Source organism: Gilvimarinus agarilyticus, from assembly GCF_000832015.1.
Lineage (GTDB): Bacteria > Pseudomonadota > Gammaproteobacteria > Pseudomonadales > Cellvibrionaceae > Gilvimarinus > Gilvimarinus agarilyticus.
In genome coordinates, this window is the sequence record NZ_JXCJ01000001.1 from 553,173 (window position 1) to 577,504 (window position 24,332).

A 24,332-nucleotide genomic window follows, 5' to 3' on the forward strand; every position below is an offset into this window, starting at 1 on the left:
AATAACTACCCTTAACCTCTGCTGATAAACTGACAGAACCCGGTGATTAAGCTGGGCATGAAACAGCGGCTTATCCACTGAATTCTGAAATCTCCAGTTATCCCCAATTCGCTCTCCAGCTTTTTCCCGAACCCTACACAGGGTTTTGCTAAATAGTGATGGAAATTTAAGCAAAAAACACAGTAAAACAACTAGTTATGGGATAAACCTGTGAACAAATGTGGATAACACTCGTAAGTTAGCCCTTTTTGGTGGGGCTCCGTTGTGGATAACCTTATTCAGGTGGTTGGGATAACTTACCGGTTGGTCGTTAAACTGGGTTTCTGGGGGGATTTGTTAACCGTTAAGGGATGGCAACTTTTTTTAAAAAAGGTGAGATATTGATGAACAGCGAGCTAATTCAGGCAATCGAGGGTCATTTTGGCTTAAATTTGACCCCGTCTAAGCCAGAATTGAGGGCCGGCGGTGATACAAGTCAGAGCTTTGTGGTGAATAACTCACAGGGCAAACGCTACTTTATTAAGGTAGATGACACCGTGGAACTGCTGGAGGTAGAGGCGCAGAACCTCAAGTTGATGGCGAGAGCTGAGATAATAACGCCAGCGGTCATCGGGTTTAGCCAGCTTAATGGCAAAGGTGTATTGGTATTAGAGTATGTGTCGTTAGTTGCCGCTGGCGATGAGCAAGCTCTGGGGCGCCAGTTAGCCGACCTACATCGAGTAAGCGCTGAACACTACGGGCTGGACTATAACAACTATATAGGAGGCTCCCCTCAGCAAAACACCTGGGGCGACAATTGGGCAGATTTTTGGTGGCACAATCGGCTAGCACCGCAACTTGAGCAAGCTACACGCAATAGGGGAGTGGTGGTTGATACTCAGCGCTTGAAACACTTTAGCGACCGCCTATTGGGTGGGCATCAGCCACCCGCCTCGCTATTGCACGGCGACCTATGGGGTGGCAACAAGGGGTTTTTGCAGGATGGGCAGCCGGTTTTATTTGACCCCGCTTGTTATTACGGCGACCGGGAAACAGACCTGGCCTTTACTCTGGTATTTGGCGGTTTTGGTCACGGGTTTTATCAAAGTTATCGCGAGGCATGGCCATTGCCAGATGGTTGGCAAGAGCGTGAACCACTCTATAATTTATATCACTTACTCAACCATTTTAATTTGTTTGGCGATAGTTATCGCAACTCGGTGGAGTCCACGGTAGCCAGCCTACTGGCGTAACTGTGTTGTAAGTGGTTGATTTTTAATAGGTGTCCGGTTTTTGTCCGGTCGTTGGCGTTACCCTCTCAGGTGTTTTTTGTCACTGTAGGGTATTCCGAGGGAGAGCGAACATGAACGTACGTAAGTTGCGACTGCAAAAAGGTTGGTCACAAGAGCAACTGGCCGAGCTAACCGGGCTGAGTATTCGTACGATCTCGCGTATTGAGCGCGGTCAAACACCGTCGCTCGAATCGCGCAATGCGCTCGCTTCGGTATTTGACGTTGATGCCAGCCAATGGAACATAGAGGACAGTGACATGGAATCCACCGCTAATCAGCATACAGAGACCTCCCGGGAAGCCACACAGGTTGACCTGGAAGAACAGCAGGCGATCGAGTGCGTCCGTGAGGTAAAGGCATTTTATACGTGCGTATTAACCTACTGCGTCATTATCCCGTTTTTGTTTGTGATTAACTGGATGACGTCCCCGGGTTACATTTGGGCTTGGTGGCCTGCAATCGGCTGGGGGGTAGGGCTGCTGCTGCAAGGACTAAACGCTTTTGAGTGCTTTAATGTTTTTGGCCCCGGGTGGGAGAAGCGACAAGTTGAGAAGCGTTTAGGGCGCAAGCTTTAGCAGAGCTTAGTTGCTATGGATTTGTTATTTTCCGATACAAAAAGACGAGAAGATCCGCCCTAATAAGTCATCTGGGGTAAATTCGCCGGTGATTTCCGACAGTTGATTTTGCGCATCGCGTAAGTCCTCGGCCAGTAGCTCGCCGGCGGCGTGAAGGGTTAGCTGCTCGGCGCCCTGGGTTAGGCAGTTGGCGGCTGCAGAGAGGGCATCCAGGTGGCGCTGGCGTGCGGTAAAGGTGCCTTCGGTGGTACTTTGATAGCCCATACAGGACTTAAGATGTTCTTTTAAGGTGTCGATTCCCACACCGGTTTTGGCACTGATTTTCACACTTGCTTGTGGCAGCTCTGTTTTACTAACCAAATCCACTTTGTTGTAGACCACGCTGACTTTATCTGAGTGCTGTAAGCGCTCGGTAAACTCGGGCCAGACGTTTTCCGGTTGCCAGTCGGGGTGCTCAATGGCCTCTTGGGCGTCTATCAACAGAATGATGCGGTCCGCCTGATCGATTTCGGCCCAGGCCCGCTCGATACCGATTTTCTCTACCGCGTCTGAGGCCTCTCTTAGGCCCGCGGTATCGATGATGTGCAGTGGCATCCCGTCGATATGGATGTGCTCTTTCAGCACATCCCGTGTCGTGCCGGCAATGTCGGTAACAATGGCACTTTCGCGCTCTACCAAAGCGTTCAGCAGGCTGGATTTACCGGCATTGGGTTTTCCGGCAATGACTACACGCATCCCGTCACGCACCAGCTGCCCTTGTTTTGCCCTGATAATCAGGGCGTCGAGCTCCTGGATAATTGCGTTTAAGTCGCCCTGTACTTTGCCGTCGCTGAGAAAGTCGATTTCTTCTTCTGGGAAGTCGATGGCGGCCTCTACGTAGATACGCAGTGCAATCAGCGACTCTACTAAGGCGTGCACCTGATCGGAGAACACCCCTTGCAGGGAGCTTAAGGCGTTGCGCGCGGCTTGTTCAGAGCTGGCCTCAATTAAATCGGCGATAGCCTCAGCCTGCGCCAGATCGAGCTTATCGTTTAAAAATGCCCGCTCGGAGAATTCGCCAGGCCTAGCCAAACGGGCACCGTGGTGCTTAACGGCCTCTAGCAGCAAACCCAGTACCACAGGGCCGCCGTGGCCTTGTAGCTCGAATACATCTTCGCCAGTAAAAGAATGGGGGCCGGGAAAGTAGAGCGCAATGCCCTGGTCTACTTCTAGTCCTTCGGCATTAACAAACGGTAGGTAGTGAGCGTAGCGGGGAGTCAGTGTCTGGCCGGTTAGGGCCTGAGCAATATCCGCGGCCCGTGGGCCGGAGACACGCACAATGCCGACACCGCCACGCCCGGGGGCGGTAGCGATGGCGGCAATCGTGTCGTTACTGGCATACATGGCTAGTTGGTCGCGGCGTCCGCTTTGTCGATCTGTTTAGTAATGTACATTTGTTGCAAGAACGACAGGGTGTTGTTGGTTACCCAGTACAGTACTAAGCCCGCCGGGAACCACAGGAACATGGCGGTAAAGACGACCGGCATAAACTGCATGATTTTGGCTTGCATCGGGTCGGGCGGAGTTGGGCTTAAACGCATGGTGAGCCACATCGTGAAGCCCATCAGCAGCGGCAACACAAAGATAGGGTCCTTAACCGATAAGTCCGGGATCCACAAAAAGGGCGTATGGCGCAGCTCAACCGACTCCATCAGTACCCAGTACAGGGCGAGGAACACGGGCATCTGTACCAGCATCGGTAAACAACCGCCCAGTGGGTTCACTTTTTCGGTTTTGTAGAGCTTCATGGTCTCTTGCGACATCTTTTGACGGTCGTCGCCATAGCGCTCTTTGAGCTCTTTCATTTTTGGGGCGAGCTTACGCATTCTCGCCATAGAGCGGTAGCTGGTGGCGCTCAGCTTAAAGAAGATTGCTTTAATAATAATTGTCAGGGCAATAATTGATAAGCCCCAGTTGCCGATTAAACTGTGAATATAGTCCAGAACACTGAACAACGGCTTGGCCATCCACCACAGCCAGCCGTAATCGACGGTGAGGTCTAAGTAGGGGGCAATTTCTTCAAGTTTGGTGGTGTCTTTGGGGCCGGCGTAAAACTGTGAGTGTATCTTACCCTGGCTGTTTGCCGGTACAGTGACCGCTTCGCTGGTAAAGCCCAACAGGTAAATGTCGTTGCTGCCCTGCTGACGTAAAAAGAAGTTGTTTTGCGACTCGGCGTTGGGGATCCAGGCGCTAATAAAGTAGTGTTGCACCATCGACACCCAGCCACCTTCAATTTGGGTGGTAAAGGTTTTCTCCTGCAGGTCATCAAAGTCGAACTTTTTGTAGCGTTCGTCATTGGTAGTAAGCGCGGCGCCGACAAATGGCTTCATACCAATACCGGTATCCGAGTCGGGCTCGTGGCTGTCGCGTTTAATTTGCCCGTACACACTGGCTTGCCAGGGAGCATCGCTGGTGTTGTTGATTAGGTAGTCGAGATCGACACGGTACTCACCCCGGTGAAAGGTGAAGCGTTTAGTAATGGCGACACCGTTTTGCTCAAGGGTAAGATCTACCGCCAGCGTGTCTTGCCCCTCTTGCAGCACATAGTGATTTTCAGCTGAGTTAAAGGTAGGGCGGCCTTTGGCGCTATCGGTACCATTTTGTCCCACCAGCCCGCTTTGTACGCTATAGGTTTGGCCGGTATTGCTGTGAATAAGCACAAAAGGCTGATCGGGGGTGTCGATATGTGCGTAGTGGCGCGGTAGCGCGACACGGGTAATATCGCCGCCCAGGGTATTAATACTGACCTCGAGAGAATCGGTTACCACCGTCACGGCTTGCTGGCTTGGCGCGGCAGGCTCGCTTGGCGCTTGATTATCTGCCGAGGCGAGTGTCGGCACATCGCCGGCGTTAGATTCCAGTGCACTGGGAATAGAGCTGCCCGCACTGTTATTGGTTGCCACTGGCTCGGCTGGGGCGCGGGATTGCTCAAAGTCATCCCAGCGCATTATGAGCATAATAACCACGGCCGCCATGGCCGCGAGTAACAAGTTCTTTTGCCAGTCCATCTTATTAATGTTTGCCATTTGTCGTCTGCGATTGAGTTAGTTTGTTGTCAGGTACAGGGTCGAAGCCGCCCGGGTGCCAAGGGTGGCATTTTAAAAGTCGGCACAGAGTTAAATAAACCCCTTTAATAAAGCCAAATCGATTAATAGCCTCTTCGCTATAGTGTGAGCAGGTAGGATAAAAGCGGCACTGATTACCCACCCAAGGGCTTAATAAGTAGCGATAGGCGTGAATAAGCTTAATCGCCAGCCAGCTCACTGGGTCTGCTCCGGCGGTTTAGTGTTTGCTTGATCCCGCTTACGCGCGATGCGTTGCCATTGTTTAGCCAGCATCTTTTCGATCGCACTATTATCGCATTCATCCAGCCCCCGGCGAGCCAGTACAATAACATCTAAGCCATGCAATTGTTGCTGGTGCTTACGAAAACTTTCGCGAATCTGGCGCTTGACGCGGTTGCGGCCGACGGCCAGCCGGATGTTCTTTTTAGCGATAATAAGACCCAGACGTGCGTGGGCGAGGCCATTAGCGCGCGAGAGTATTAAAAGGTGTTGGTGGGAGGCACGAAACGGAGCATTGGCAAACACTGCCTGAAAGTCAGCGGACTTTAGTAGTCGCAGGGCTTTAGGGAAACCGTAACTGCTCACAGGTGATTGCCTCAGGCGGTCAAAGTAGATAGGCACAAACAGCAAAGGGCACCGCTATAGACCTTTGTAAGATGATAAAGCGCTCTTACAAAGAAGCTATAGCGGTGCCCTTTACGGTCACACGCGTAGCGAAAAGCTTAAACTGCTAAGCTTTTACGGCCTTTGGCACGACGGCGGGCTAGTACGGCACGACCGTTTTTGGTGGCCATACGAGAGCGGAAACCGTGAGCGCGTGCGCGCTTCAATACGCTGGGCTGAAATGTTCTTTTCATGGGGCTAACCTACCGATTACCTTGTTCAAATACTCACACTGGGTGCGAAAAGAGGCGCGATTTTATATAAATCTGAAACTTAAATCAATCGTTATCCAAACAAAGTGTTTAATTTATGTTCGTTTGTAAGTTTGCAGAGCTTGTGTCCAGCTTATAAATACTTTGTTAACAGGTTTATCCACAGATGGTGTATTCGGCACTAGGGTAATAAAATCAAGGCTTGGAGGTTTTTTTGCTTTTTTTATCAAACATCTATTGGATATAAAGAGCGCCTTCGTGTCGTTGGCAAAAATAATTAACTCAGGGTGTGGATAACTTTTAGTGTGGGCGGTACACTACCCGGCTTTCGTTTATTTAGAATAAATTGGCTTGTTGGGGGTCGTATTTTGCCGCATTCGGTGTGGAATTATTGTGTGTCCAGTTTGCGTGAGGAGCTTCCCTCGCAACAATTTAATACCTGGATACGCCCACTCAAAATCGATGAGGAGGCTGAGGCCGATCGTCTTCGTTTGTTGGCGCCCAATCGTTTTGTGTGTGACTGGGTGTGCGAGAAGTTCTTAGAGCGTATTACTGAGCTTGCCAAGCACTATCAAGATGGTCCTGAGTTTTCGATCGAGGTGGGTGTGGGTGCCAGAACGGCCCCTCGCACGAGCCGCCCGGCACCTAGCCCAGCGGCTCCTGTCAGGCAGTCGCATACATCGAATGTCGGCGCTAACAGTGAGCGACCTGTGGCGCCTCCTCCAGCCCCTAAACCTGCTCCCAGCCCTGCACCAGAGACGGATTCTGGCGTAGAAGGAGGGCTCAAGCATAAAGACAACCTCAATCGTGGTTTTACCTTTAACAGCTTTGTCGAAGGTAAATCTAACCAATTGGGGTTGGCTGCAGCCCGTCAGGTATCAGAAAACCCAGGTGGCGCTTACAACCCACTGTTTATTTACGGCGGCGTGGGGTTGGGTAAAACCCACTTGATGCAGGCGGTGGGTAATGCCTTAATTAATAAAAACCCTAACGCTAAGGTCATTTATCTGCACTCAGAGCGCTTTGTCGCCGACATGGTAAAAGCGCTACAGTTAAACGCTATTAATGACTTTAAACGCTACTACCGCTCGGTGGATGCGCTGTTAATTGATGATATTCAGTTTTTTGCCGGTAAAGAGCGCTCGCAGGAGGAGTTCTTTCATACCTTTAACTCCTTGTTAGAAGGTGGGCAACAGATTATTCTGACTTGTGACCGCTACCCGAAAGAAATTAATGGATTAGAAGAACGGCTTAAATCTCGTTTTGGTTGGGGGTTAACGGTTGCGGTAGAGCCACCGGAGCTCGAGATGCGGGTGGCTATTTTAATGAAAAAAGCGGCACAGGTGGCGGTCGACTTGCCCCATGATGCGGCTTTTTTTATTGCTCAACGTATTCGTTCCAACGTCCGGGAGCTTGAAGGTGCACTGAAAAGAGTGATAGCAAGCGCTCACTTCACGGGTAGGCCGATAGATGTCGAGCTGGTTCGGGAGGCGCTTAAAGACCTACTCGCGCTACAGGACAAGCAGGTGAGCATCGAGAATATTCAGCGTGTGGTGGGTGAGTATTACAAGATTAAAATTGGCGATATGCTCTCTAAGCGGCGCTCCCGCTCGGTGGCGCGTCCTCGCCAGGTAGCGATGGCGTTGGCCAAGCAATTAACCAACCACAGCTTGCCGGAAATTGGCGATGCCTTTGGCGGCCGCGACCATACAACCGTGTTGCACGCTTGCCGAAAAATCAAAGAGCTAGAAGAAGAAGATGCGGACATCCGCGAAGATTTAAAGAATCTGTTGCGCTCGCTAACAACCTAACCCGTTAGGGCAGTTACGAGCTCCCAAGGAGCGACCAGATTGATTCTAGGTTGCCAGTTACTCAGCAAAATGGACCAGACGAAGAGACCAGCACATGAAACTTGTCGTATCCCGCGAGGCTTTATTAAAACCCCTGCAACTGGTATCTGGTGTGGTGGAGCGCCGCCAGACATTACCAGTTTTATCTAACGTATTGCTGGTGCTAGAGGGAAGCCGCTTGTCGCTGACGGGCACTGACCTTGAGGTGGAGATTGTCGGGCGAGTAGAGCTTGAAAGCCCAGGTGTCGATGGTGAGATTACTGTACCTGCGCGGAAGTTTGTCGATATTGTGCGATCTTTGCCTGACGATGCGGATATCGAGTTGGTTGAAGAAGAGGGCAGGGTTCTGCTTAAAAGCGGCCGCAGCCGCTTTACGCTGTCGACCTTACCGGCCACGGATTTTCCTAACGTTGAAGATGGCCCCAGTGACCTACAGTTTAGTTGTCAGCAACGCGAAGTGAAGCGCCTGATTGAGCGCACGGCCTTTGCCATGGCGCAACAGGATGTGCGCTATTACCTAAATGGCATGCTTTGGGAAGTTAAGCAAGATCAGCTGCGTGTGGTGGCGACCGATGGTCACCGGATGGCGATGTGTACCCGGGCTGTGGGCGTTAATACCGCCGATACCATTCAGGCGATTTTACCGCGTAAAGGTGTGCTGGAATTGTCTCGTTTAATGGGCGACGTCGAAGACTTGGTTGATATTACCTTAAGCGCCAACCACGTACGGGTTACCTCTGAGGACTATACCTTTACCTCGAAACTGGTTGACGGCAAGTTCCCCGACTATGAGCGAGTACTGCCCCGCGGTGGCGATAAGATCGTATTTGGCTCCCGTACTGAGTTAAAGCAAGCGTTTTCGCGCACCGCCATTCTATCCAATGAAAAGTACCGTGGTGTGCGCTTATTGCTCGAGGACGGTCAGTTAACGATAGTGGCCAATAACCCTGAGCAGGAAGAGGCCGAAGAGCAGTTAACCGTCGACTACAGCGGCAACTCACTCGAAGTAGGTTTTAACGTTAGCTACCTAACGGATGTTGCTAATGTAATTGACAGTGACACCATAAAAATCACTTTGTCTGACGCCAACAGCAGTGCCTTGCTGGAGGAGCCTGTCGACGATGGTGATTCGCTTTACGTTGTAATGCCAATGCGCCTGTAAGGGCGCTTTAGTCATTTAACTACTCTGCTTTGTATGTCCCTTCAGCGGCTGGTTGTCCAGAATCTACGTAATCTTACCTCGGTCGACATCCAGCCCTCCTCAGACGTCAATCTTATTTATGGCCAAAATGGTTCGGGTAAAACCTCCATTCTCGAGGCTATCCACGTGTTGTCTCTTGGTCGATCGTTTCGAGGCCCTAAAATTAAAGCCCTGATTAATGAGCGGCAGCCCGACATGACGGTGTTTGGTCGCGTGGCTGACGTAAGTGGTGAAATCCCGCTGGGCGTATCTCGTTCACGCGACGGCGACTCTGCCTTTAAGGCTCATGGTCAGTTGGTATCATCTTTGGCTGAGTTGGCCGCTCTTTTGCCATTACAGGTAATCAACTCTGATGCATTCCTGTTGTTGGAGGGGAGCCCCAGTGTTCGTCGACAATTTCTCGACTGGTTAGTGTTCCACGTGGAACCAAGCTTCTTTGCTGCCTGGAAGGCTTCACAGCGCTGTTTAAAACAACGGAATAGTATCCTCCGGCGTGATAGAATAGAGGGCTCAGAGCTGCACGTGTGGGAGCGAGAGCTTATCGCAATAAGCGAGCAGATCTCACAGATGCGTGCGAAGGCGTTTGCCGCCTTTAGCGAAGTGTTTCATCAGTTGATCGACGAGTTCGTCATGGCTGATGGTTTGACTCTAAGCCTATATAGAGGGTGGGATAAAGACAAAGCTTACCCTGAGGTACTGGTGGATACCTTCGAGCGCGATAGCCGCTTGGGGTATACCGGCGCCGGGATTCATCGCGCTGATATTCGGATTCGCATCAAGGGCCATGCCGCAGCCGATGTACTCTCGCGCGGTCAACAAAAGCTTTTAGTTTGCGCTATGAAGATAACGCAAGGGGTTGTCTTTGCTAAGCTCACAGGCCGTCAGTGTATTTATATGGTCGACGATTTGCCGGCAGAGCTAGATGAGCACCACCGTCAGTTGTTGGTGGACTGGCTTGATCGCTTAAATACTCAGGTTTTTGTCACCGGAGTAGAGCAAGCGGCTTTGTTAGCACCTTGGCTGAATAAGCCAGAACGAGATATCAAACTGTTCCACGTGGAACACGGCAAGATTATAGGACAGGAATAACCAAGCTCGCGCAGGTATAGCGCCGGCTAAACGAATAAACCCGGAGTGTAAGACCTATGTCAGACGATATCCCCAATTACGATTCGTCCAGTATTAAAGTTCTTAAAGGTCTGGATGCCGTACGCAAGCGGCCAGGCATGTACATTGGTGATACCGATGACGGTACCGGTCTGCACCATATGGTCTTTGAGGTGGTGGATAACTCTATCGATGAAGCTCTGGCGGGTCACTGCTCTGAGATCAATGTGGTTATTCACCCCGACGAATCCGTGTCTGTCTCCGATAATGGCCGCGGTATTCCTACCGAGATGCATGAAGAGGGCGTCTCGGCCGCCGAGGTCATTCTTACCGTATTGCACGCCGGTGGTAAGTTTGATGACAACACTTACAAGGTATCTGGCGGTTTGCACGGTGTGGGTGTCTCTGTGGTTAACGCTTTGTCCGAAGAGTTAAAGCTGACTATCCGTCGCGGTGGCAAGGTGCATGAACAGGTTTACCGTCATGGCGTGCCTCAAGAGCCTTTGGAAGTTGTGGGCGATACCAGCACCACAGGTACCGAGATTCACTTTAAGCCATCCGCCGATACCTTTACCAACATTGAGTTCCACTTTGAGTTGTTGGCTAAGCGCCTGCGCGAGCTGTCGTTTCTTAACTCTGGTGTGCGTATTGTGCTTAAAGATGAGCGCRGCGGTAAAGAAGAAGTCTACGAGTACGAGGGCGGTTTGCGGGCCTTTGTAGAGCACCTTAACGTCAATAAAACCCCGATCAACAAGGTTGTGCACTTTAATACCACGCGCGATGACGGGATCGCGGTCGAGGTGGCGTTACAGTGGAATGACTCCTTCCAGGAAAACCTTTTTTGCTATACCAATAACATCCCGCAGCGAGATGGTGGCACCCACTTGGCGGGATTCAGGGCGGCGTTAACCCGCAGTATGAACACCTATATTGAACGCGAAGGGCTGGCCCAGAAGGCTAAAGTAAGCACCACCGGTGACGATGCCCGCGAAGGGTTAACGGCGATTATCTCGGTTAAGGTGCCAGACCCTAAATTCTCGTCTCAGACCAAAGATAAACTGGTGTCATCCGAAGTGAAAACTGCGGTTGAGCAAGAGATGACACAAAACTTTACCGACTTTTTGCTAGAGAGCCCACAAGAGGCTAAGGCCATTGTGGGTAAAATGATTGATGCCGCTCGCGCCCGTGAAGCGGCCCGCAAGGCTCGTGAGATGACTCGCCGCAAGGGCGCGCTGGATATTGCGGGATTGCCCGGCAAGCTTGCCGACTGCCAAGAGAAAGATCCTGCGCTCTCCGAACTTTACTTGGTGGAGGGTGACTCAGCCGGTGGCTCCGCCAAGCAGGGGCGCGCCCGTAAAACTCAGGCTATTTTGCCGCTTAAGGGTAAGATTCTTAACGTCGAAAAAGCTCGGTTCGATAAGATGTTATCGTCCGCTGAGGTCGGCACCCTGATTACCGCACTGGGTTGCGGTATCGGTAAAAGTGAGTTTGACCCGGAAAAACTGCGCTATCACAGCATTATTATCATGACCGATGCGGATGTGGATGGCTCGCACATCCGCACCTTGTTGCTGACCTTCTTCTTCCGTCAGATGCGCGAGCTTATTGAGCGCGGCCATGTGTATATTGCCCAGCCGCCTCTATACAAAATCGCTAAAGGCAAGCAGGAGCAATACCTGAAGGATGAAGCGGCACGTACCGCGTTCCTTACGCAAGCCGCGCTGGAGAACGCCAGCCTGCATGTCAACGCGAATGCGCCGGGCGTGAGTGGTGAGGCGCTGGAGGCGCTGGTCCGGGAGTTCCGGGCGGTAATGGACACCATTGATCGGCTGTCTCGCTTGTACCCTAGCGACGTGCTGGAGCAGATGATTCACATGCCATCGCTCAATGCCGATCAACTGGGTGATCAAGCGCATATGGAGAACTGGTGTGAGCAGTTAGCAAGCCATTTTGTTAACTCTCATCGTGCGGGCAGTGACCGCTACGAAATCAGCGTTCGCGAAGACGATGAGCGTCATCTGTTTTTGCCGCATATCGAGATCATCGAGCACGGCGTGGCCGCGGAATACCCATTTAACCACGAGTTCTTTGCCTCCGGTGAATATCGTTCGATTGTTGCGCTGGGCGAAAAGCTCGAAAGCTTGATTGAAGAGGGCGCTTACGTACAGCGCGGTGAAAAAACTCAAGAAGTGGAGAGTTTTCAGCAAGCGCTAGAGTGGCTGATGAAAGAAGCCACCCGCGGGTACTCTATACAGCGCTACAAAGGCCTTGGTGAGATGAACCCGGAACAGTTGTGGGAAACCACAATGAACCCCGAAACTCGCCGTATGCTGAAGGTAAATATTGCTGACGCCATTGGCGCCGATCAGATCTTTACCACTTTGATGGGGGACCATGTTGAGCCCCGCCGTGAGTTTATCGAGTCTAACGCGTTAGCGGTTGCTAACCTGGATGTATAAATAAGTAGTGAGTAAAGACCGCTTAGGCGGCCCAGTAGATAATGGCCTCACAGGTTAACGATCTGTGGGGCCATTGTCTTTACGATAATCAATCGGCGTTTACCGCTATCTTGGTGCTAGAGTCAACGTCAATACTTTCTTTTATGTCGGTGATTGTTTCGACTTTTACCTTGAGTTTATCTTGGCCTAGCAACTCGTCAGCAAAAGCCTGGGAAAACGGCCAATAATGTAACTTTGCGGTTAGCGTTATAGGGCCTTGCAATTCATCGGGAATATCTACGTAATAATCTACTAACGCATGCCCTTTGGGCAATATGCGGTTGTCGGACATGATGTGGGTTATACGCCAGACTTCAACCTCTACTTTTTTACCGTTTTTATCGCCCATGCGAACCATAAAGTTTTTCGTTCCGGGTTCGGTTTTGCCGTCTTTTATCGCACCTGAGCGATAAAAAGTTTTGCCACTCGCATCTTTAAGTTGCATATCCACCCACACCTCGCGCCCTTCTGGAAAGCCTGTAGGGAGTTTGTGTCCCGCTCCGGTGTTTGTCACTTTTAGGGTTATTTTTTCTAAAGCCCCTGGTTGTATGCTTTGTGGGGGATCGACGAGTTCGATGGTGGCACTCGATTGCAGTAAAGCGCGAGCTCGCTTGGCGTTATCGGTGTGTCCGAAATGCTCCAATAAGGTTGTATTGCCGCCCGCGAACCAATGAGTAGCGCGGTCGCTGCGCTCTGGTCCCATAATCGCGCTTTTCCCTTTTACGGGCTTCATGTGGCAATCTTGGCAACTAACGCCGGCCGTGCGATACGGGCTCTCGTACCACTCATCGTAGGTGCGCTCAACCGGAACACCGTTCAGTGGGTGTGTGACGTTATGGCATGTGGCACACATCTGCGATTCTGAATGCAACGGTGAATAGGCGGTTTCGTGATAGGGCGACTGTGCATCGCGCCGTGGGCCATATTTAATACGCTGCTCACCTGCATCGTTAAGCACATAGGCGCCGTTATCGATACCGCTGATGGCGTTGATATTGTGGCAACTTTCGCAGTCCACGCCGGGTAGGTCGGTTACGGGGTTACCCAACTCGGGCGGCGATTGGTTATCGGCTCGGGTTACCTGACCCGTCAGTAAACCAGTGGGTGTGTGACAACCGGTGCAAAAATTATCGAGATCGCCGTTACTCGCCTTGCTTGCTCGACTGAGCAGAGCACGATAGATAGGGTCATCCCAACTGTGTGACATCATTGATGAATTCCACTCCTTATAGATATCGCTGTGACAGGCACCACACACTTGAGCGTTGTCGAAGCGGTGCTCGGGTATGACCTTACCGGTGGATGTCGTTGCCCGATGTGGACCAAATAAGGGGGTTAAGGCTTCATCGATAATACGTTGTTCTATGGCCGTGCCGGCATTGGCATATACCGCAAGACTTAAAGTCAAAAAGAGTCCAAGTTGTTGTAGTTTAATCAGGTGCATGCATAACTCCGTTTATTATTGTTATCAACTTACCGTCGATAAGTATTTATGGCGTATGCATCTATCAGGCAAAATATTATTTGCTGACGAGAATATACTAAGTACCACAATAATCAATATTTTGTGATATTTAATATTGTTGTTGTGCGTTACAGCACGTCACAGAGTGAGTTTGGATAGTAAAAATGAGGGTAGATTTGACTATATGTGGTCACTTAAACACGCATTAGAGCGGGACATTTTGCTGTTGTTTAATAAGTTCAATAAACGCCTCTAGCGGAAGCGGCTTGTTAAAGTAGTATCCCTGACCGTAATCACACTGCCAAAGGCGTAAATAATTAAGTTGCTCAAGTGTTTCAATCCCTTCCGCTACTACCTCTAGGTTTAGCTTGTGGGACAATCCAATCATGGTTTCAGTTAAGGCTTCAGGCGTTCTATCAACCCCCAATTTTTTAATAAACGACTGATCGATTTTTATAATGTCGATGGGGAATTTTGTCAGATAACTCAATGACGAATAACCCGTACCAAAGTCGTCGATGGCGATAGTGACACCTAACGTTTTTAATTTAGTTAGCACCCACATGATGCGGTCAGATTCTTCAATTAATAGTCGCTCGGTGATTTCAACGGTGATATCAAGCTGCTCGGCAGCTCGGGTAACCAGGGCCAGCCAGCGATCAAGTGAGTCGTCTTTACTCGAAAAAACCCGGGGGGAAACATTAATCGATAAACCGATACTACAGTTAAGAGTTTTTGCAAGGGCGATAAGCTGTTCGCTGGCGGTCGCTAATACAAATCGATCAATCTCATTAATCCGGCCTGTTTCTTCGGCAAGCGTAATAAACTCATCTGTTGGAATTTGTTTTCCGTTTCTAAACCAACGAATTAACGCTTCACATTTATAGACCCGGTTTTCGGCTAGATCGACAATGGGTTGATAGTAAACACTGAACTCCTGATTATCGATGGCGGTGACCAATTGAGTGCTTAACTGGTGGCGCTTTTCGGAAATAACTTGCATATTTTTGGTAAAAAACTGCCAGCCGTTTCTACCCGATCGTTTAACGCCGTACATGGCTTGGTCGGCTTTTGATACCAAAGACTCAACCGTATCGCCATCATCCGGATACATGGATATTCCGACACTAGCACCGCAAAAGATATGGTTAGCATCAATGCTATACACTTGGCTGACCGCCTTAATAATTTGTTCGGCGATGGATACGGCTATTTTTGCGTCTTGAATATCGTGTAACACAACAATAAATTCATCACCGCTATAGCGTGCTACGGTATCGGTGGTGCGCACACAAGCTTTAATTCTTCCGCCCACACTCTTTAAAAGCTTGTCGCCCACAGTGTGACCCAAGTTGTCGTTTACCGGCTTGAAGTTATCAAGATCGATAAATAAAACCGCCAAACGGGTCCGGCTCCGTTGGGATTGAGCAATCGCTTTACTGAGCCTGTTTTGAAACAACAGCCTATTGGGTAGCCCGGTTAGCTGATCATAAATAGCCTGTTGTTGGATTTTTTCGGTAAAACGTTTGCGCTCGGTAATGTCTTGCATTGATCCTAGCACCGCATAAGGAGGCGCCGTGTCTTCGAGTGGTTTACCGATGACTCTTACCCAGCACTTGCCCTCTTTAGGGGAGATAAAATTTAACTCGATATCAAATGGAGTCCCTAGGCTGGCGTCGGTAATGGCGGCGCTTAGCACCTTGGCTTGATTCGGGTCGAAGCGAGCTAATAACTCTTGTAGTGAAGGAGGTGAGTGGTGTTCCATCCGCAACACTTTAGCGGTTTGCTCACTCCAGAGTGACACGATGAGCTGTTCTTTAACGGGCGTTAATTGCCACCCACCCACGAGCGCGAGTTTGCCTACTTCACGTAACAGGGCTTCGTTTTTTTGCAGTGTGCGCTGATAGCTCGCGTCTCGTCGCATCTGACGGTAGCGCGATACCGTGGCGACAAGTAATAGCAGAGCAATAATAATAAAGGCGCCGCGCAGCACCCACACCACGTTGTTTTTTTCCCACCCGTGAATTGGGCGAGCCGCTAATAGCCAACTTCCCACGCCGACGTTGATAGAGGTTACCGTGCTGCGCGGGTCGTTAAACACCTCCTCGCTGCCAAAAAAAACCTCACCGTCGGAACCCGACGCGTTGCGCCCACGAATCGCTACATCGATAGTGAGGTTGTCATCGAGCAGACCGGCCGCTCGATAAAGGTCAGAGGTTTTCATGGGGGCGGAGACAATGCCCCAAAAGGCATCTTCGCGGGTAAATACGCCTACTCGGCCGATAACAGCTTCATCGCCCTGAACCAGTTTTAAAGGTCCGGCGAGATGTAGTTTACCCCGCTGGTTGAGCTCTCGGATAACTGTCATTTGATCCGGTAAATTGCGGTAATTAAGGCCGATAATTTCCCGTTGTTCGGTGGCCGGGTAAAGGTAGCGAATCACTAAATTCGGCGCTGCGGCCAGGCTTTTAAGTAAAGGCTCCTGACGAAAAATGGTAGCGGCGTAATCTTCAAACTCGGCCTGAGAGAGGTCTGGAAATAGCCCAATATGGGCAGCCAGGCCACTGATAAGCGATAAGTTATTGTTGATGGCCCCGGAGAGTTCTGCGGCGTGGGCGCTAAGTTGTTGGGTAACTTGTTGTTGTTTGTCTTTGATCGCCGACTCATTGAAATACTGTTCGAGCATCACCTCGGTGGTGGCGGCGGCCAGCATAAGCGTAACGCACATCGAGAGTGCCCACTTCGCGGCTGGATTGCGCTTGAGCTGTTTCTGCTTCATAGAGCACTGCGGCTATTAAGTGAGCAAAAGCGTGAGAGTGTCCAAGTCATGGAGCTAATATAGCGCTTTTTTCCTCCTTTTACAGGGGTTTAATCAGGTGCGGGTGGCGTTGTTGTAAGACAGAGCGGGAAAGGTAAACGGCTGGGCTTCCGTGCCACGTCAATTACTTTGGTTACCGTCGGTGGGACAGTAACCACTGATAAAAATCATCACTGCTGTACACCCTGCGCCAAGCGTCGTGGCCCATGTCTTCGTGGGTGGTAAAGCGCACATGAGTATGGCCCAATTGCTCCAAACGGTTTAAGCCGGGGTAGAAGTACTGGATGGGTACGGTGTGGTCGCGGCCGCCGGCAAACTGCCAAACCGGAATTTGATGCTTGGCGATGGGAGCGATATAGGATGGGTGCCCCCAGCCTACTACCGGAGCGATGGCGGCAAACATGGTTGGGTGCTGGCTGGCGAGCCACCAGGTGCCGAAGCCACCGTAGCTCATTCCTGTCAGGTACAGGCGGCTTTGGTCGGTGCGAAAGTTATTTTGCACCGTATCGAGAATATGCAATAAATCTTCTTCTACTTTATCCCAGCCCTCCGGCAACAATGGCGGTATCAGGCTCATATCGACCTGAGATGGGACGCCGGTCATCGGTTGCGGGGTGGCGAAGTAGGGCGCTCGGGGTGGTGTGCCTTGTTCAAGACGTTGCGGGATCTGGCTACGCGAGCGATTGTCTATGTAGCTAATACCGCGTTTATCCATGCCAAACATGTGCAATTGTGGTGAGATGATAATAAAGGGCAGCTCTTTTTTCTGCACCCAGGCTTCGTACAGAGGGCCGTGTATTAAGACGTAATCAAGCTCATCTTTGCCGTTGCCGCGCTCGCCGTTACCATGCAAAAACAGCATTACCGGCCACTCTTTATCGGGCTGAGTGGCGTACCCCTCGGGCAGGTAGACAAAAAAGTCCCGCTCTTTGTTGTCGGCCTTGCTGGTGTAACTGATGCGCTCCAGCGTCGGCTCTGCCGACAGAGCAGGAGTCTCAGCTGCGCTGTAGGCTCCGCTTAACAGTAAAAATAGAGCGATCAATCGGGTAAAGCGGGTCATAGTAGCCTCAATTATTATTTCTGTGTGTTTAGGCTTTGTGCGAAATAGGCAGTGCAGTGGAGCGTATAGGTGATTTCAATACAAACGACGATTGTACACCGGTCACCCCTTCAATTCGCGTCAGCTTATTGAGCAAAAATTGTTGAAAGGCGTCCATATCCGCCACAATCACTTTAATTTGATAGTCGGCCGATTGCCCGGTAATCAGGTGGCACTCCAGGACTTCGGGGTAGGCGGCAATGGTGTTTTCAAAGTTCTCAAACCGCTCAGGGGTGTGCCGGTCCATACTGATTTGAATAAGGGCTGTGAGGTTTAGCCCCAGCTTGCGGGCGTTAAGCAGCGCCACATAGCCGTCTATTAAACCGTCATCCTCCAATTGTCTCACCCGGCGCAGACAAGGCGATGGGGATAAGCTGATAGCGTCAGCTAATTCTTGGTTTGAAATCCGCCCGTCCCGCTGTAAGCGCTCAAGAATCATTCCGTCATATCTGTCGAGTTGCGTGGCCACAAATACATTCCTGTTAAAATTCTTTAAGTCGCCACTATAGCGCAACAATATGCTAATAAATGTAAATATAACGTTATTTTGGCAATCATCTGCCGGTTGTGACTGGTTACACTGTGTCTATGGGTAGCAGAAGCAGCATACGGCCACAAGCCAGTTGCTAAAGGGCCACAAGCTCGATGCAATGCCACTGTGGGTGATCCTCACTCTGAGTAAGCGTCAGCTACCAAAATCTATCGCTCATCGTCGGAGAACATCATGTTAAAGCAGCCTTCTGCCAAATATCGCGCCTTTGCACCGATTGTCTTAGCGGATCGTCAGTGGCCCAGCAACACTATCAGTGCTCCTCCGGTTTGGATGAGTACCGATCTGCGCGATGGCAATCAGGCGCTAATCGATCCGATGTCGGTGACGACTAAGCTTAAGTTTTTTAAGGCGTTGGTTGAGATGGGTTTTAAAGAGATCGAGGTGGGCTTTCCCTCGGCGTCTCAGACCGATTTTGATTTAGTGCGGCTGCTGATTGAAGATAAGCATATTCCCGACGATGTCACTATCGAAGTATTAACTCAGGCGCGCCAGGAGTTGATCGAGCGCACCGTCGAGTCGTTAGCCGGTGCGCGCCGCGCGATCGTGCATATGTATAACCCCACCGCGCCGGATTTTCGTGAAATTGTGTATCGCACAGATCAGGCCGGAGTAAAGGCTATTGCCGAGCAGGGCACCCGCTGGGTGCAAGAGGCGACGGCACGCTATCCGGATACTGAGTGGGTTTATCAGTATTCACCCGAGGTGTTCTCGGGCACCGAGCTGCCTTTTGCCAAAGAGGTGGTGGATGCGGTCTCTGCCGTTTGGCAGCCGACACCCGAGCGTAAAATGATCGTCAACTTGCCGGCGACCGTAGAGATGTCGACGCCTAACACCTACGCGGATCAAATCGAGTGGATGCACCGCCACTTAGAGCGCCGCGATAGTATTGTGTTGAGCGTGCACCCACACAACGACCGCGGTACGGCGGTGGCGGCGGCTGAACTCGCGGTAATGGCGGGGGCGGATAGAGTAGAGGGGTGTTTGTTTGGCAATGGCGAGCGCACCGGAAACGTCGACTTGGTGACGCTAGCCTTAAACCTTTACACCCAGGGTATCGATCCCGGGCTAGATTTTGGTCAGATCGACCAGGTGCGTCAATTAGTCGAGCAGTGCAATCAATTGCCGGTTCATCCGCGTCATCCCTATGCCGGCGAGTTGGTGTTTACCGCTTTCTCGGGTTCCCATCAGGATGCGATTAAAAAAGGGTTTGCGCAGCGCCAAGACGGTGAATATTGGCGGGTGCCCTATTTACCCATTGACCCGGCGGATCTGGGCCGTTCATACGAGTCTGTGGTGCGGGTAAACAGTCAGTCGGGTAAAGGCGGTGTGAGCTTTTTGTTGGCCCAGGAGTACGGTTTGGACATTCCGCGCCGTTTACAAATAGAATTTAGCCGCACTGTTCAGGCGCACTCAGATGAGACGGGCAAAGAGGTGTCCAGCGCCGGTATTTTTGCCCTGTTCGAGCGTGAGTATTTACAGGTAAATGCCCCCGTAACGTATTGTCACAACGAACAGCATAGCCGCGATGACGAAGTGTCTATGGCACTGGAGGTGAGAATCGCCGGGCAGGCGCAACGTTTGCTGGGACAGGGCAGTGGGCCGGTAGCGGCCGCGGTGGCGGCATTACAGCCGCTGGTTGATGAGCCTATCAGCGTTGTCGACTATCACGAGCACGCCATCAGCGGCGGTGGCGCTAAAGGTGATGCGGTGAGTTACATTGAGTTGCGTTTTGGCTCGGGCGACCCGGTGTTTGGGGTGGGCCGCGACGGCAGTATTGTCGCGGCGGCTATCAAAGCGCTGATTAATGGCGTCAATCGCTCCGTTGCGGGTACCGCCGTTTCACTGGTGGCAAAATCAGCATAGGTAGAGTAAATTGGGTGGGTGCTGCGGATAAACAATAAACCTTGGCAGCACCGCAAAAACCACTTGAATAGTTTGTTGGTCGATTGGCTTGTGCTGCACTTTAAAAACGATGTTGCTGACCTTAGCCGCCGTTAACAGGAGTGGTCGCTAAAGCCCATAAGCGAATAAGGGAAGCTTTAAACTGTGAGCCCGCAACGCGTACCTCTAACGTTTCCTCGCTGGTTGTTGCTCGCTTCGCTGTTGCTAACTTTGGCTGCCCTTTTCGGCCATCAATATATTCCGTTGCGCACCCTTGATCTTCTGCCTGATACCGATGCTACCCGTTTTATTTACGCCGATAGCGACGCTGGAGGAGGAACTCGTGTCGAATGGCTGGATTTTGAGAAAAATTCGATGCGCTGTACCCGAGAGGCGGACAAGCCCTCGCTCTATTGCGGATTTAATTTAGCCCTAAGCGACAACTTTATCGATGGTATTGATATTTCTGAGTACGATCACCTAAAGATAAGCATGGTGGTTAACTCGATCAATCCCCGCCTGTCTATTTTTATGCGCAACTACAACCCTGCCTACAGCACCCCGGATGACGGAAATAGTGCACAGTACATAATATTTAATGTTCGGGTCGAAGATATTAACCCTGAGCTGGTGATTGGATTGGATGAGTTCCGGGTGGCCGATTGGTGGTTAGAGGCGCGAGAAATTCAACGCGAATATACCAAACCCGAATTTAATAATATCACGCTAATTGGCGCCAATTTAGGCAGTGATCTGGCTCCCGGTGATCACGAACTCGAAATTCGTCAGATGCGCTTGCAGGGGCCCTGGGTTTCAGCAGAGCGGTGGTATCAATTAGTGATTGGTGTTTGGCTGATAATTGGGTTTGGGTATGTACTGTTGCAATCGGCTCACTACGCCAATCAGGCAAAGGGCAGTGAACGGCGCTACCAGTGGCTGAAGTCCCGGCATCAACAACTGCGTCATCAAGCAGAGAACCTAAAAGACATGGCCCAACGCGATAAACTTACGGGCTTACTTAACCGCCATGGGCTGGAGCTATCGCTGGAGGCGTACGCTCCCGACAGCGGCACTCCAATGGCGATACTGTTGTTGGATATTGATCACTTTAAACGGATTAATGATCGCCGCGGCCACGATCAAGGCGATAAAGTGCTGATACAGGTGGCCACTGTTTTAACGCAAAACATACGCTCGGGAGATCTTGTGGCCCGCTGGGGTGGTGAAGAATTTTTGATAGTTGCTGAAAATATTGCACCTCATGAAATTTATGGCCTGGCAGAAAAAATCCGCACCCAGATTTTTGCTACCGAGTACGATGCCTCCCAATCCCCGTTAGTGGTGAGTGCTAGTGTGGGTGCTGTGCAATGGAGGACGGACGAATCTTTTGAGCAAAGCCTGCATAGAGCCGATGAGCATCTATATCAAGCCAAAGCGTTAGGGCGCAATTGTTCGGTGACCGATCAGCCGCGCCAGGATTAGAATATACAGTGTGTTCGTGAGCGCGTGGGTTGGGTACAATAGCGCGCAACCTTGCCACCAATGGCTATGCTAACCCTGTCGAGCGCAGCTTTGATTCACACTCGTACCATTGCATTTGTCTTGCTTCTGGCTCTGAGCGCATGTAGCCATCAGCCTCCGGTATATCGCCCTGTGGCGACGGATGGCTTCGAGCGCGTGCTTGATTTTTGGCAGCAAACCCACCCCAATGAAAATGTTGATCTTTACAGCCAGGAGCAAGTTCTCGCCATTGCCGATAATCTGTTGTTGATGCAGCGCAATAGCGGTGGTTGGCCGGCTAATATTAATCCGTTCCGCAAGCTTAGTGGCGACCAGCGCTTACAGTTTTTAAAAGATCAAAACGCTCAGGACGCGAGCTTCGCTAACGCTAATATATTTCCGCAGATATTTTATTTATCCCATGTCTATTTGCAGACGGGGGATGTGCGCTACCGCGATAGTGCCAAAAAAGCGTTTCGGTTAGTCATGACAACCCAGTTGTACAATGGTGGTTGGCCACTACACGCGCAAGTTATTGAGGGCGATGAGGCGGTTATAGACACCCGCACTACCATCAACGCTTTGCGCTTTTTACGTCGGGTGGCAGCGGGTGAAATGCCCTACGGTTATGTACCGTTTGATGTACGGGGGCAAGCCGCAGACAGTGTACGCAAGGGCGACCAGCTGTTGTTGCGGTTGCAGCAGGCACACGATAGCCGGGCCAGTATCTGGGCGTCGGCGTACGGTTTAAAGACCTCGCAGCCCACGGCGCCTAACAATCAGGCGGTGGTAGCGCTTGACCCTGAGGTCAGTGTGGGCATTACTCGGTACTTTATGCAAATCGAGCGACCTCCTGCCGAGGTTATTCGCGCGGTGACAGGTGCCGCCGACTGGTTTAAGCACAACACCTTACAGCAGGCACAATTGCGTGCCGCGCCTCAAAGGCCCGCCTGGGCACCTAAGTATTCCCGCGCCGCGTTACCGCGTCAGCCGGTGTGGGCCAAGTACTACACCCTTGATAGCAACCGGCCGTTGGTTGATGGGGCCAGCGGTCGGCCAGTAGCGCCTTACGCGGTCAGTAAATTGGCCGCTAATAAAGAGTGGTATGGCAGCTGGGCGCGGGATTTGATGCAAAAGGATTATCCCGCCTGGCAGAAGCGAGTGCTTACTCCCCGTGGGAGTCCGACGCTCTAGACGGTGGGGTTTTCTCGCGTTGCCAAGGGGCGTAGATACCATCGTCGCGGCCCGGCGGCAATTGCTCAATTTGATTTTCGATCCAGGTTTTTACTTCTTCGGTTAGGGTTTTACGGTCGCGGCCATCAGTGGCGATTGCGTCGCCGATGACGATGGTTATCTCGCCTGGATACTTTAAGAAGTGTTTGTGTGGCCAGCACTCGGCGGCGTTGTGGGCTATTGGCACAACCGGGCGGCCGGTGGCACACGCGATGTCGGCGCCGCTGCGGGCGTAGTTGCCAACAGTGCCCAGCTTCATGCGTGTTCCCTCGGGAAACACCAGCACGCTAACGCCCTGCTCTAAGCGCGCAATGCTTTTAGTTTTAACGTCTTTCAGTGCCTGTAAGCGGTTGCTGCGATCGATTGCGATAGGGCGCATCGAGGCCAGTCCCCAACCAAAAAACGGAATACGCAACAACTCTTTCTTTAAAATGACGCTGACCGGAGCCAATTGATACTGCAGAAACAGGGTCTCCCAGGTGCTTTGGTGTTTCGCCATAATTACCACGGGGTGGTCCTTGCGGCGGCGCTGGTCGATTACCTTAATGCGTATATTGCAGCAGACTTTTAACCACCACATGACAAACCGGTTCCAGAGCGTTACCGCACGCCAGCGTACAGGGTAGGGTAAGATGGGCCAAAGAATAACGCTGATGGTGCCGGCGATAATGCCAGAGCCGTAGTAGCCGGTGTTAAACAGCAGGGTGCGCAGGTACAGCAACATCAGACATCCTATTCAATAATTAACTCGGCCGCGGCGGCCAAATCGGCCACTAGGGTTACCGGTTGGCCAGAGAGACTGTACCCCGGGTTATCTCCCACGCTCTTTTCTAGCTGCGCGAGCGTAGCAGGGCCGTTGCCGGTTTCGACCAGAATCAAACGGCAGCCTTTGGCAAGGCCGGTCTCTAAGTCTCGTAAGCTATCGCCGATAAAAGCGACGCCCTCGGCACTGGTATTAAATTCAGCCTCAATGGCATCCACCAAGCCCGGCAGCGGTTTGCGACATTTGCAGTTGTCGTCCGGGCCGTGAGGGCAGTAAAAAATAGCCCCCAGTTCGGCGCCTTCGGCCTCTACCAACTGGGTGAGCTTGGCGTGCATGGCTTCTAAGTCATCTAAATCAAAGTAGCCGCGTGCCAAACCCGACTGGTTGGTGGCGATTACCACCGTATAGCCCGCCTTATACAGACGGGCTATGGCGGCAATACTGCCGGGTAGGGCAACCCACTCGTCCGCACTGCGAACATAGTTACCGGTGTCTTGATTGATGACGCCATCGCGATCGAGAATCACCAGTTTCATGCT

At 51.4% G+C, this 24,332-nt stretch carries 20 protein-coding genes; 9 read left to right on the forward strand and 11 right to left on the reverse strand.

What is annotated here, in order from left to right; genetic code table 11:
* The first annotated feature begins 383 nt into the window (after window positions 1-383).
* Both SD69_RS02505 and SD69_RS02510 read left to right on the forward strand, forming a co-directional pair.
* Complete coding sequence (locus SD69_RS02505; RefSeq protein WP_041524359.1) at window positions 384-1,232, forward strand: fructosamine kinase family protein; 849 nt, start codon at window positions 384-386, stop codon at window positions 1,230-1,232.
* 110 nt (window positions 1,233-1,342) lie between these two features.
* The gene (locus tag SD69_RS02510; protein ID WP_041521946.1) at window positions 1,343-1,846 is read left to right on the forward strand and encodes a helix-turn-helix domain-containing protein; all 504 of its coding nucleotides are present in this window, start codon (window positions 1,343-1,345) and stop codon (window positions 1,844-1,846) included.
* 24 nt (window positions 1,847-1,870) lie between these two features.
* On the opposite strand, the gene mnmE is transcribed toward SD69_RS02510, so the two are convergent.
* From mnmE to rpmH, 5 genes are all read right to left on the reverse strand, one after another.
* On the reverse strand, window positions 1,871-3,229 hold the full coding sequence (gene mnmE, locus SD69_RS02515; RefSeq protein ID WP_041521947.1) for a tRNA uridine-5-carboxymethylaminomethyl(34) synthesis GTPase MnmE: 1,359 nt from the start codon (window positions 3,227-3,229) through the stop codon (window positions 1,871-1,873).
* Window positions 3,230-3,231: 2 nt separating this feature from the next.
* The gene (gene yidC / locus SD69_RS02520) at window positions 3,232-4,893 is read right to left on the reverse strand and encodes a membrane protein insertase YidC (protein WP_041524360.1); all 1,662 of its coding nucleotides are present in this window, start codon (window positions 4,891-4,893) and stop codon (window positions 3,232-3,234) included.
* Window positions 4,894-4,897: 4 nt separating this feature from the next.
* Window positions 4,898-5,149 (reverse strand): membrane protein insertion efficiency factor YidD, encoded by a 252-nt coding sequence (gene yidD / locus SD69_RS02525; protein WP_041521948.1) that lies wholly within the window; start codon window positions 5,147-5,149, stop codon window positions 4,898-4,900.
* Window positions 5,146-5,535 (reverse strand): ribonuclease P protein component, encoded by a 390-nt coding sequence (gene rnpA / locus SD69_RS02530; protein WP_084591465.1) that lies wholly within the window; start codon window positions 5,533-5,535, stop codon window positions 5,146-5,148. The genes yidD and rnpA overlap by 4 nt, the downstream gene beginning before the upstream one ends.
* Window positions 5,536-5,672: 137 nt before the next feature.
* Complete coding sequence (gene rpmH, locus SD69_RS02535; RefSeq protein WP_041521949.1) at window positions 5,673-5,807, reverse strand: 50S ribosomal protein L34; 135 nt, start codon at window positions 5,805-5,807, stop codon at window positions 5,673-5,675.
* Between the two features lie 422 nt (window positions 5,808-6,229).
* Between rpmH and dnaA the strand changes: the two genes are divergently transcribed.
* The 4 genes from dnaA (at window position 6,230) to gyrB (ending at window position 12,442) form a co-directional block, all read left to right on the forward strand.
* On the forward strand, window positions 6,230-7,636 hold the full coding sequence (gene dnaA, locus SD69_RS02540; RefSeq protein WP_232301237.1) for a chromosomal replication initiator protein DnaA: 1,407 nt from the start codon (window positions 6,230-6,232) through the stop codon (window positions 7,634-7,636).
* A gap of 94 nt (window positions 7,637-7,730) precedes the next feature.
* Window positions 7,731-8,837 carry a DNA polymerase III subunit beta gene (gene dnaN, locus SD69_RS02545; protein ID WP_041521950.1) on the forward strand — a complete coding sequence of 369 codons (1,107 nt, stop codon included), beginning with the start codon at window positions 7,731-7,733 and terminating at the stop codon, window positions 8,835-8,837.
* A 33-nt stretch (window positions 8,838-8,870) separates the two neighbouring features.
* Window positions 8,871-9,965, forward strand: coding sequence for a DNA replication/repair protein RecF (gene recF, locus SD69_RS02550; protein WP_041521951.1), 1,095 nt, complete (start codon window positions 8,871-8,873; stop codon window positions 9,963-9,965).
* Between the two features lie 56 nt (window positions 9,966-10,021).
* Window positions 10,022-12,442, forward strand: coding sequence for a DNA topoisomerase (ATP-hydrolyzing) subunit B (gene gyrB / locus SD69_RS02555; RefSeq protein WP_041521952.1), 2,421 nt, complete (start codon window positions 10,022-10,024; stop codon window positions 12,440-12,442).
* A gap of 88 nt (window positions 12,443-12,530) precedes the next feature.
* Here gyrB and SD69_RS02560 read toward each other — a convergent pair whose 3' ends face one another.
* The 4 genes from SD69_RS02560 to SD69_RS02575 all read right to left on the reverse strand — a co-directional run bounded on the left by SD69_RS02560 (window position 12,531) and on the right by SD69_RS02575 (window position 18,332).
* Window positions 12,531-13,925: a multiheme c-type cytochrome gene (locus tag SD69_RS02560; RefSeq protein WP_041521953.1), complete on the reverse strand. Its 1,395-nt coding sequence runs from the start codon at window positions 13,923-13,925 to the stop codon at window positions 12,531-12,533.
* 226 nt (window positions 13,926-14,151) lie between these two features.
* Complete coding sequence (locus tag SD69_RS17945; protein ID WP_084591466.1) at window positions 14,152-16,725, reverse strand: bifunctional diguanylate cyclase/phosphodiesterase; 2,574 nt, start codon at window positions 16,723-16,725, stop codon at window positions 14,152-14,154.
* A gap of 172 nt (window positions 16,726-16,897) precedes the next feature.
* Window positions 16,898-17,824: a carboxylesterase family protein gene (locus tag SD69_RS02570; RefSeq protein ID WP_041521954.1), complete on the reverse strand. Its 927-nt coding sequence runs from the start codon at window positions 17,822-17,824 to the stop codon at window positions 16,898-16,900.
* Between the two features lie 28 nt (window positions 17,825-17,852).
* Window positions 17,853-18,332 carry an Lrp/AsnC family transcriptional regulator gene (locus tag SD69_RS02575; protein WP_041521955.1) on the reverse strand — a complete coding sequence of 160 codons (480 nt, stop codon included), beginning with the start codon at window positions 18,330-18,332 and terminating at the stop codon, window positions 17,853-17,855.
* Window positions 18,333-18,587: 255 nt separating this feature from the next.
* Between SD69_RS02575 and leuA the strand changes: the two genes are divergently transcribed.
* From leuA to SD69_RS02590, 3 genes are all read left to right on the forward strand, one after another.
* Window positions 18,588-20,279 (forward strand): 2-isopropylmalate synthase, encoded by a 1,692-nt coding sequence (leuA, locus tag SD69_RS02580; RefSeq protein ID WP_041521956.1) that lies wholly within the window; start codon window positions 18,588-18,590, stop codon window positions 20,277-20,279.
* Window positions 20,280-20,462: 183 nt separating this feature from the next.
* A complete protein-coding gene (locus SD69_RS02585; RefSeq protein ID WP_041521957.1) occupies window positions 20,463-21,779 on the forward strand; it encodes a GGDEF domain-containing protein in 1,317 nt (438 codons plus the stop codon).
* Between the two features lie 90 nt (window positions 21,780-21,869).
* Window positions 21,870-22,991, forward strand: coding sequence for a pectate lyase (locus tag SD69_RS02590; protein ID WP_198144045.1), 1,122 nt, complete (start codon window positions 21,870-21,872; stop codon window positions 22,989-22,991).
* Here the strand turns inward: SD69_RS02590 and SD69_RS02595 are convergent.
* Window positions 22,963-23,754, reverse strand: a complete 792-nt coding sequence (locus SD69_RS02595) for a lysophospholipid acyltransferase family protein (protein ID WP_232301142.1) — start codon at window positions 23,752-23,754, stop codon at window positions 22,963-22,965. The two genes, SD69_RS02590 and SD69_RS02595, sit on opposite strands and share 29 nt — an antisense overlap.
* A gap of 8 nt (window positions 23,755-23,762) precedes the next feature.
* Complete coding sequence (gene gmhB, locus SD69_RS02600) at window positions 23,763-24,329, reverse strand: D-glycero-beta-D-manno-heptose 1,7-bisphosphate 7-phosphatase (protein WP_041521959.1); 567 nt, start codon at window positions 24,327-24,329, stop codon at window positions 23,763-23,765.
* Window positions 24,330-24,332: the final 3 nt, after the last annotated feature.

Excerpts from the sequence above, each read along its gene's own strand:
- SD69_RS02505 (WP_041524359.1), top strand. The coding sequence starts at position 384 with ATGAACAGCGAGCTAATTCAGGCAATCGAGGGTCATTTTGGCTTAAAT.
- yidC (WP_041524360.1), bottom strand. The coding sequence starts at position 4,893 with ATGGACTGGCAAAAGAACTTGTTACTCGCGGCCATGGCGGCCGTGGTT.
- recF (WP_041521951.1), top strand. The coding sequence starts at position 8,871 with ATGTCCCTTCAGCGGCTGGTTGTCCAGAATCTACGTAATCTTACCTCG.
- gmhB (WP_041521959.1), bottom strand. The coding sequence starts at position 24,329 with ATGAAACTGGTGATTCTCGATCGCGATGGCGTCATCAATCAAGACACC.
- SD69_RS02595 (WP_232301142.1), bottom strand. The coding sequence starts at position 23,754 with ATGTTGCTGTACCTGCGCACCCTGCTGTTTAACACCGGCTACTACGGC.
- SD69_RS02570 (WP_041521954.1), bottom strand. The coding sequence starts at position 17,824 with ATGACCCGCTTTACCCGATTGATCGCTCTATTTTTACTGTTAAGCGGA.
- leuA (WP_041521956.1), top strand. The coding sequence starts at position 18,588 with ATGTTAAAGCAGCCTTCTGCCAAATATCGCGCCTTTGCACCGATTGTC.
- SD69_RS02560 (WP_041521953.1), bottom strand. The coding sequence starts at position 13,925 with ATGCACCTGATTAAACTACAACAACTTGGACTCTTTTTGACTTTAAGT.
- dnaN (WP_041521950.1), top strand. The coding sequence starts at position 7,731 with ATGAAACTTGTCGTATCCCGCGAGGCTTTATTAAAACCCCTGCAACTG.
- SD69_RS02510 (WP_041521946.1), top strand. The coding sequence starts at position 1,343 with ATGAACGTACGTAAGTTGCGACTGCAAAAAGGTTGGTCACAAGAGCAA.
- SD69_RS17945 (WP_084591466.1), bottom strand. The coding sequence starts at position 16,725 with ATGAAGCAGAAACAGCTCAAGCGCAATCCAGCCGCGAAGTGGGCACTC.
- mnmE (WP_041521947.1), bottom strand. The coding sequence starts at position 3,229 with ATGTATGCCAGTAACGACACGATTGCCGCCATCGCTACCGCCCCCGGG.
- rpmH (WP_041521949.1), bottom strand. The coding sequence starts at position 5,807 with ATGAAAAGAACATTTCAGCCCAGCGTATTGAAGCGCGCACGCGCTCAC.